This is a genomic window from bacterium (genome assembly GCA_023135785.1).
Classification (GTDB): domain Bacteria; phylum CAIJMQ01; class CAIJMQ01; order CAIJMQ01; family CAIJMQ01; genus CAZNJA01.
Genome location: JAGLSL010000083.1, coordinates 1 through 8,234 on the forward strand (window position 1 = coordinate 1; position 8,234 = coordinate 8,234).

Consider the following 8,234-nt stretch of genomic DNA (forward strand, 5'->3'; position numbering starts at 1 on the left):
CACGTAGTGTCGGACTCCATCGGAGATTTAGTGCTTCGAATTTTAAATATTCTTTGTTACCATTACCTATTACTATTTTTTCAAAGATTGGTTATTAATCATCTCAGTATTCCGGAACCCAAAGATATTCGAATAGTCCTGTTTGGGGAGGCAAGAAACTACTAAAGGGATTAGAGGCTTTAGTTCCTAACTGTTGCATCAACATCTTTTTCCAGTCCCTTCTTTCCTCGAAAACTTTTATATCGTCTTTCTTTATTCCTGCAAGTTCAGCGGCAATATTTATAGCATCCTCAAGATTTCCCAATTCATCAACAAGTCCTATTTCTTTTGCCTGCGCACCTGTCATAATTCTTCCGTCAGACACTTCTTCTATTTTTTCTTCAGTCATTACCGCGCCTCTGCCTTTTTTAACTGCAGTCAAAAATTGTTGATAAGCGCTATCCACCATATCTTTTAAAATTTCCCTCTCTTCATCGGTCATTGCCCGCATGCTTGAACCTATATCTTTAAGTTCTTTGGATTTAATTACTTCTACCCCAACGCCGATTTTCTCGAAAAGCTTTTCAACATTGGTTATAGAGATAATAACCCCGATACTTCCGGTTATAGCTCCGGGATTTGAGACAATTTTATCCGAAGCAACCGCCAGATAATATCCGCCAGAAGCTGATACTTCTGCCTGAGAAGCAACTATTTTTTTTCCGCTTTCTTTTAATTTTAAAAGTTCACTGTATATTTCTTGCACCGCGCCGACAGACCCGCCCGGCGAATTAATTCTTAAAACAACAGCTTTAATATTCGGATTGTTTCGTAATCTTTTTAATTCCTGAACCGTATAATCGGCTCCTGAGGGTAATGATCCCAAAAACCCGCTGGTTTGAATTTGTATAGGGCCATATATATTGACTACGGCAATATTTTCTCTTGTTTGAGCAAATCCTTTGACATCCGTGTGAAAGTTTGAAAATTTTTTCCCAGGGACATTAACAATAAGAAAACTTGCCGCAATTAAAGACAGAATAAAAAACACTAAAATAACTGCGGGAAATATTTTTTCTTTATTCATTATTATTATTGGTTTGATTCTCGCGCACTATGGCAATTTTACCTGTCCGCACAATTTCTTTCACTTTAAAATCATGCATAATATTTAAAAACGCCTGAATTTTCTCTGCTGTGCCGGTAATCTCTATAGATAACGAATTAAGTGATACATCTACTGTTTTTGCTCTAAAAATATCTACAATTTCAATAATCTCTGAACGCTTGGAAGCGGGAGCATCTACCTTAACAAGAACTAATTCTCTACCTACATAATCAAGACCTTTTTTTGTATAGTCTGAAACACTGATAACATCAATAAGTCGTCTAAGTTGTTTTACAACTTGTTCCAGAACATTTTCTTCTCCTTCGGATACAATGGTCATACGCGAAACTTCTGGATTTTCCGTTTCACCAACTGCTAAAGAATCTATGTTGAATCCCCGAGCCGCAAATAAAGCCGCAATTCTGGAAAGAACACCCGACTTATTCTCTACTAAAACAGATATTATATGTTTTTTCATATTATTACCTCACTTTGTTCAGATAGTGGATAGTCTATAAATTTCTCCTCAGTTATAAGCTATACACTATCAACTGTCGACTTTTTCTTTTTCCCTCTGAAATTTCCTATTTTTACCTTTAGTTTTTCCTTTTACCTTCTTCTTTTTCGTTTTTTCTGTTTTTATATTTTTGCTTTTTGGTTTTTCATTTTTAACTTTTGATTTTTAACTTTTGATTTTTTTCATGCCATCCCCCCTATCATCTGGTCAAGCGCTGCTCCCGGCGGAACTATCGGAGAAACGTTTTCTTCCCTTTCTATAACAAAATCCATAACAACCGGAAGCGGACTCTTAATCGCTTTTTGCAAGGCGCTTCTTACATCTTTCTTCTTGTTCACTCTTATACCCAATGCGCCGTATGCTTCAGCGAGCTTCACGAAATCGGGATTTCTCTTTAAGTCGGTGGCTGAATATCTTCTCTTATAGAAAAGTTCCTGCCACTGCCTGACCATACCCAGATACGAATTATTCAAAATAGCTATTTTGACAGGAATTTTATATGAGACTGCTGTTATAAGCTCTTGAATATTCATTTGAATACTGCCGTCACCGGCAATATCAAATACTATTTTGTCAGGGCAACCAAGTTTTGCGCCAATAGCCGCAGGAAACCCATATCCCATAGTTCCCAATCCACCCGAAGAAAGAAATGTTTTAGGAGCGCTATATTTATAGAATTGAGCAGCCCACATCTGGTTCTGACCCACTTCAGTAGCTATAATCGCTTTACCTTTGGTCAAATCGTAAATTTCTTCTATAACATATTGCGGTCTTAATTTATTGTCCTTTTTATATGTAAGCGGATATTTCTTTTTCCATCCATTTATCTTTTTCAGCCAATCCGAAGTATCAGGCGCTTTTACATTGGGAATTAATTCCTTCAATACTTCTTTAGCATCCCCAACTATAGGAACATCCACTCCTACCGATTTACTTATCGATGTCGGGTCTATATCAATGTGTATAATCTTTGCATGCGGTGCGAAAGACTCAGTTTTACCGGTTACCCTGTCGTCAAACCTTGCGCCTATGGCTATAATCAAATCCGATTCCATAATCGCATAATTGGCATATCTGGTTCCGTGCATACCAAGCATATCCAGTGATAACGGATGCGCAGAAGGAAATCCTCCCAATCCCAAAAGCGTCATAGTAACGGGTATTTTAGTTTTTTCAGCCAACTTGAGTACAAGTTGATGGGCGCCGGATATAATAACGCCACCACCGATATATATAACGGGCTTCTTTGCTTTGGCAATAAACTGACAAGCCTTATTTATTTGTCCGATATGCCCTTTTAAAACAGGTTTGTAACTCTTTAAATTTAGCTTGCTTGGATAGCTGAAATTCATTTCTCCCATCTGCACATCTTTGGGAAGGTCTATAAGAACAGGCCCCGGACGTCCTGAAGAAGCAATGTGAAACGCCGACTTAATAATTTCAGGCAATTCATTCGCATCCTGAACAAGAAAATTATGTTTCGTAATTGATTTTGTTATTTCGGTAATGGGCGCCTCTTGGAACGCATCGTTACCTATCATTTTTCTTGGAACCTGTCCGGTAAGAGCAACCATAGGAACCGAATCCATATAAGCAGTAGCAATACCTGTGACCAAATTCGTAGCCCCAGGACCGGAAGTGGCAATACATACCCCTACTCTCCCGGTAGCGCGGGCATAACCATCTGCCATATGAGCAGAACCCTGCTCATGCCCCGTTAAAATAAACTTAAAAGGTGCATCATAAAGCTCATCAAAAATAGGGAGAACTGTCCCACCCGGATATCCGAAAATAGTATCAACCCCTTCTTTCTTCAATGATTCAATAATAGCTTTTGCGCCAGTCATTTTCATTGTTTTATTACCCTTTCCGAAATTTCTTTTTTTAATCATACACATAGTTCCGTCTTTAGAACATATCCGCGAATTATACCCTGCACAGCGAAAAGGTTCAACCCCGTTTAGAAGTCCCGCCACTCCTGCCCGCTAAGATTTGGCAGGCAGGGATACAATGGCGGGCAGTCCCGATACCCGCCTTGATGAGATAAAGGCGAGGCAAATAACGTCGAGACTTACTTCTAACGGGGTAAACCCCCGGGGTTTGTCTTGTTAGAGAATTTTTCTATAACAGAGTACAATGGGTTTTAATTTCTTTTAGAGTTAAAAATGAATAAGAAAAAAATAGAACTATTAGCTCCTGCCAAAGATACTGAAACAGCGAACGCCGCAATCAAATGCGGAGCGGATGCGGTATATATCGGAGCACCGCGTTTTAGCGCCCGTCAAGCCGCAGGTAATAGTATTGAAGATATAAAACAAGTCGTTGAATTTGCTCATCAATACTACGCCAAAGTTTATGTCGCGTTAAATACATTACTTTTTGACAATGAACTGCCAGCCGCCGAAAAAATGATTAATCAGTTTTACAAAATCGGCATTGACGGATTAATGATTCAGGATATGAGTTTATTAGAACTGGATTTACCGCCTATACCGTTAATAGCCAGCACGCAAATGAATAATGCGTCTTTTGAAAAAGTGAAGTTTCTGCAGAATGTTGGTTTTTTTCGGGCAATTTTGGCAAGAGAATTGACGCTTGAACAGATTAAAGATATACGAAAACATACGACAATAGAGCTTGAATGTTTCATTCACGGAGCGCTTTGTGTGGGAGCAAGCGGACAATGTTATATGAGTTATGCGAACGGTGGACGAAGCGGCAACCGCGGAGTATGCGCACAACCGTGCAGAAGATTATATAGTTTGAAAGATAAAACAGGTAAAACCATCGTTAAAGACCGCTACCTACTCTCACTTAAAGACCTAAATCTGTCAGATAAACTGGAAGAACTTATTGATGCCGGAGTTAACGTATTCAAAATAGAAGGACGATTGAAAGAAATTTCCTATGTAGCAAATGTTGTGGGATTCTACCGACAAAAATTAGATTCTATTCTTGCCAAAAAAGGATTACAAAAGAGTTCGTCAGGAAAAGTATCGTTTAATTTTCAATCCGATTTAAATAAAACCTTTAACCGCGGTTATACCGATTATGGTATTACGGGTAAAGGTGAAATCCCGCACCGCCCATCAGTGGCGGACTGGTGCGTGGGTAAAAATATGGGCTCTATAAATACGCCAAAATCCATAGGCGAATTTGTAGGTATTGTATCAAAAGTTGATAAAAACACATTCACAATCGAGGGCAAAAGTAAATTGCATAACGGTGACGGCATTTGCTTTTTTGATGAACGGAATAATCTTGACGGAACAACCGTTAATAATGTTGAAGGTGGAAATATATACCCGCAAAAACTTTACAATATACGCACTGGTATGAAAATTTACCGTAACTCTGACCACGAATTTAATAAGCTGATTGAAACAAATCCTGCACAGAGAAAAATACTCATTTCGTTGATATTACGCGATACGACTGAAGGCATAATGCTTATCGCCAAAGATTGTGACAATAATGAGGCAACGGTTGAAATCAAAACTGAAAAAACATTGGCGCAGAAAAAAGAAGCAGCCAAACAAACTATTACTACACAACTGCAAAAATTAGGAAATACGATTTTTGAAGCCGAAGATGTAAAGATTGAAACCAAAGAGATTTACTTCTTCCCTATATCGGTATTGAATGAATTTAGACGGAAAATTGTTCAAAAACTTTTAGAAGTTCGCGAAAATAATCGTGTGCAAAATAAAATTAAAATAGAAGGCAATAATATCCCCTACCCTGAAAAACAATTAAGCTATTTGGGTAATGTGCTTAATAAAAAGGCTCAAGCGTTTTACGAACGCCACGGTGTAGAGACAATCCAACCCGCCGCTGAATCTAATATTGATTTAAACGGCAAAGCATTAATGTTCACCAAATACTGCATTAAGCAAGAACTGGGATTATGCAAAGGTAAAAAACGGACAGACACTACTGAAGCAATGTTCTTAGAAGATGAAGACGGCCGACAATTTAGCGTGGAATTCAACTGTGATAAATGCGGAATGAGGATATACCACTCCCCATTAAGAAGAAAATACTAATTTTTTTGACGGAAAATCAGAAACTTCAAATTTTGAAAGATTTAAAATCCGACTTGCCTTATCTATATCTATTCCCACAATAGTATTATTTTCATCTAAATCAATTACAATGCCAGGAGTAACTTCTAACGATTCCTTGCTATTCTTTTCACTTAGGTCTATATACAAAGAATCCGTCTCTTTATAATATTTAATTTTCATAGCCAACACCTCCTTTAGGGTTTAAAGCCCCTATCTATAAAAGCATTATGGATAGTAAAACCATCTTCCAATGTAACCACTCTTAAATATTTTCCTTCCAATTCCTCTGCCTTTCCCCAAAAACGAATACGTCCATCTGGTTGAACTTCTTTTTTTATAGGGTGTTGCATAACCTTTCTACATAACTCCTATTGTTAGATATGGTCTCTTCCTTAGAATCTCGCTTTCAAAATATCTTGTTACCTCTTCCATATCTTTTCTTTTAGCTTATATTAGTATGTTAATAATTTTTGGTCAAAACAAAAGAGCAGAGATAGTAATAATGTTCTCCCTGCTCTTCATTCTTCAAACTGTCGCTTACTAATTCTCAAATTCCTTTGCCAGCCAAACTATAGGCTTCAATATCCCTCTCACTACATTTTTCAACATAGAATGTTTGCTTATAAAATCGGCTATTGGCGGAGATACTTTATAATAAGCACTCACGAAGATTTTTCCGATAGGATTGGTAAGTAAACATTCATCTCTAAATTCACTTAAAGTTTGAACTTCATCCGCCATCGGTGTTTCATAACAAGCAGTGATTATGAAACATCCTCCGCCACTGCCTTCACCGCCTTCACCATCGCTAAATCCATCGCCACTATTAAAACTATCGCCCTCATCACCACCATAATCACTGTCCGAAGAAACTTCACGCGTAATCGTTACTGCCCATGAAGGATTAGCTGTGTCTGTATCACCTGCATTCATTATAATTAACGCCACATTGGTATATGTATCATAAGCTAAAATTACTTGTCCGTCTTTTTGAGCATCTAAAGAGAATACATGGTCAGTAATTACTGCTCCTTTCTCAGTCACTAAGTTCACCGAATAATCCGTGGTGTCATCAAGTCCATCGAAAGAGATAGTGTAAGTCGCAGAGCTTGAGGACAACGCAAGAGTAATATAATCCGTCGCCCATTTATCCATCCATGCGCCATCGTTTGCGCTACTATTGTTTATTGTAACTTCAGCTCCATCTGTAACTGCATTGTATCCATACTCAATCCATACTCCGTCAAACGTAGTATCAAGTAACGGGTTCCATGTTGCGTTGATAGCCGCTCTGTAATCTGCTCCATCGGCATATAAATCCTCCAAGAAGAAATTAGCCTTGGTAAAATTCGAAAATTCTGTTGCAAGACTAGAACCTTTTGTTAATAGAACAGTGTTTATTGCACTAAGTCCGTCAGTTGTCTGACATTGTTCCCAAATCTCTTTGATTATAGTATCAGTGAATCCTTCCGATAGATGTTTAGCAAATATAAAGTTTGCATATTCGTGCCATCCATTTAATGTTTCCAGACCGAATGTATCACAGTATTCAAACCAAGGCCATAAGTAGTTATAGTTATCGTTTACTTCAGGATAAACCTCATCTTCCATATAAACAGCTGTTGTTTCCATCCACCAAACTTCTTCGTTTGCGTCATAACCAAATTGAATTGCATGGAAGAATTCGTGAGCTGAGGTAACTTTCGCCGCCCCAACTGCATCACCTGCAGGATCATCATTCGCAGAGACCCAACTATAATCGATATTTACCGCAATGTAACTGTAGGAAGGTGTTAACGGGTATTCCTCCGGGCACGCATATCCATATAATCCGGTGCCTAAGTCATAAATATAGACATCGTATTTTGCGTCTCCACCTTCTGTTCCATCGCTCGGCGGAGCTGAATACCCCAGAGCCGTTACCTCAGTATCATAAGTATCTTCGAAATAGTCGGATATGTTTTGCGCATAACCAACCGTAACGGCATGGTCTCCCGTAGTGGTGTAATGCACCTTAAAATGTGTAGAATCAATGCTTGAGGCTAAAGGATCAATAATGACATCATCACATACCCCTAAACCGTCGTCAGGCCTTAAAAGAATATTACATTTAAGTATATCTTGTGTTTCCGGGCTTAACTTATCCCAGTTCTTTTTTATCTCCAATATCATTGACGTGCCGCTTTTTCTGAATTTTGCATCTCTTTGGGACAAGACATATCCCGTTTTTGCTAACTTTTCGGGTTTAAAAACCGCCCACGCTTTATAAAGTATGTATTCGTCAATCGTTATATTCTGGGCTTTATAATCTGCTTGAATTCTTTCTATGGCGCCAAGAGGTTTGGCAATTTGAGCAAATGCCATGGTTGGGAATAACAACACTGAAAATAATATTATCACTGCCGATATTATCCCTAAAAAACTTTCGTTGGCCATTTTCTTCATATTTTCTCGTCTTGACCCCTTTTAAAAGCCTTTATATTTTATCACACCACTCAAATTAAGATCTATATTCTCTTTTATTTTTTATCTTGAGGGAAATAATCTCTCGGGTCTGTTATTT

General features: G+C 38.2%; 6 protein-coding genes and 1 pseudogene. 1 reads left to right on the top strand and 6 read right to left on the bottom strand.

The features are described from left to right. Positions 1–103: 103 nt before the first annotated feature. The 3 genes from sppA to ilvB all read right to left on the bottom strand — a co-directional run bounded on the left by sppA (position 104) and on the right by ilvB (position 3,457). Positions 104–1,066, bottom strand: a complete 963-nt coding sequence (sppA, locus tag KAS42_06025) for a signal peptide peptidase SppA (protein ID MCK4905775.1) — start codon at positions 1,064–1,066, stop codon at positions 104–106. Beyond that, positions 1,059–1,565 (bottom strand): acetolactate synthase small subunit, encoded by a 507-nt coding sequence (gene ilvN / locus KAS42_06030; protein ID MCK4905776.1) that lies wholly within the window; start codon positions 1,563–1,565, stop codon positions 1,059–1,061. The genes sppA and ilvN overlap by 8 nt, the downstream gene beginning before the upstream one ends. Before the next feature lie 221 nt (positions 1,566–1,786). Continuing rightward, a complete protein-coding gene (ilvB, locus tag KAS42_06035; GenBank protein MCK4905777.1) occupies positions 1,787–3,457 on the bottom strand; it encodes a biosynthetic-type acetolactate synthase large subunit in 1,671 nt (556 codons plus the stop codon). Positions 3,458–3,769: 312 nt separating this feature from the next. Here ilvB and KAS42_06040 point away from each other — a divergent pair, with 312 nt between their 5' ends. Next, the gene (locus tag KAS42_06040) at positions 3,770–5,650 is read left to right on the top strand and encodes a U32 family peptidase (protein MCK4905778.1); all 1,881 of its coding nucleotides are present in this window, start codon (positions 3,770–3,772) and stop codon (positions 5,648–5,650) included. Here the strand turns inward: KAS42_06040 and KAS42_06045 are convergent. The 3 genes and pseudogenes from KAS42_06045 to KAS42_06055 all read right to left on the bottom strand — a co-directional run bounded on the left by KAS42_06045 (position 5,633) and on the right by KAS42_06055 (position 8,116). Further along, entirely contained in the window at positions 5,633–5,851 is a 219-nt protein-coding gene (locus tag KAS42_06045; GenBank protein MCK4905779.1) for a DUF2283 domain-containing protein, read from the bottom strand. The two genes, KAS42_06040 and KAS42_06045, sit on opposite strands and share 18 nt — an antisense overlap. A 14-nt stretch (positions 5,852–5,865) precedes the next feature. After that, a pseudogene (locus KAS42_06050) lies at positions 5,866–6,103 on the bottom strand (hypothetical protein). Positions 6,104–6,211: 108 nt separating this feature from the next. Next, positions 6,212–8,116, bottom strand: coding sequence for a hypothetical protein (locus KAS42_06055; GenBank protein ID MCK4905780.1), 1,905 nt, complete (start codon positions 8,114–8,116; stop codon positions 6,212–6,214). Positions 8,117–8,234 lie beyond the last annotated feature (118 nt).

Bases quoted from the DNA above. Each gene is read 5' to 3' on its own strand.
- sppA (MCK4905775.1), bottom strand. From the start codon at position 1,066: ATGAATAAAGAAAAAATATTTCCCGCAGTTATTTTAGTGTTTTTTATT.
- ilvN (MCK4905776.1), bottom strand. From the start codon at position 1,565: ATGAAAAAACATATAATATCTGTTTTAGTAGAGAATAAGTCGGGTGTT.
- ilvB (MCK4905777.1), bottom strand. From the start codon at position 3,457: ATGAAAATGACTGGCGCAAAAGCTATTATTGAATCATTGAAGAAAGAA.
- KAS42_06040 (MCK4905778.1), top strand. From the start codon at position 3,770: ATGAATAAGAAAAAAATAGAACTATTAGCTCCTGCCAAAGATACTGAA.
- KAS42_06045 (MCK4905779.1), bottom strand. From the start codon at position 5,851: ATGAAAATTAAATATTATAAAGAGACGGATTCTTTGTATATAGACCTA.
- KAS42_06055 (MCK4905780.1), bottom strand. From the start codon at position 8,116: ATGAAGAAAATGGCCAACGAAAGTTTTTTAGGGATAATATCGGCAGTG.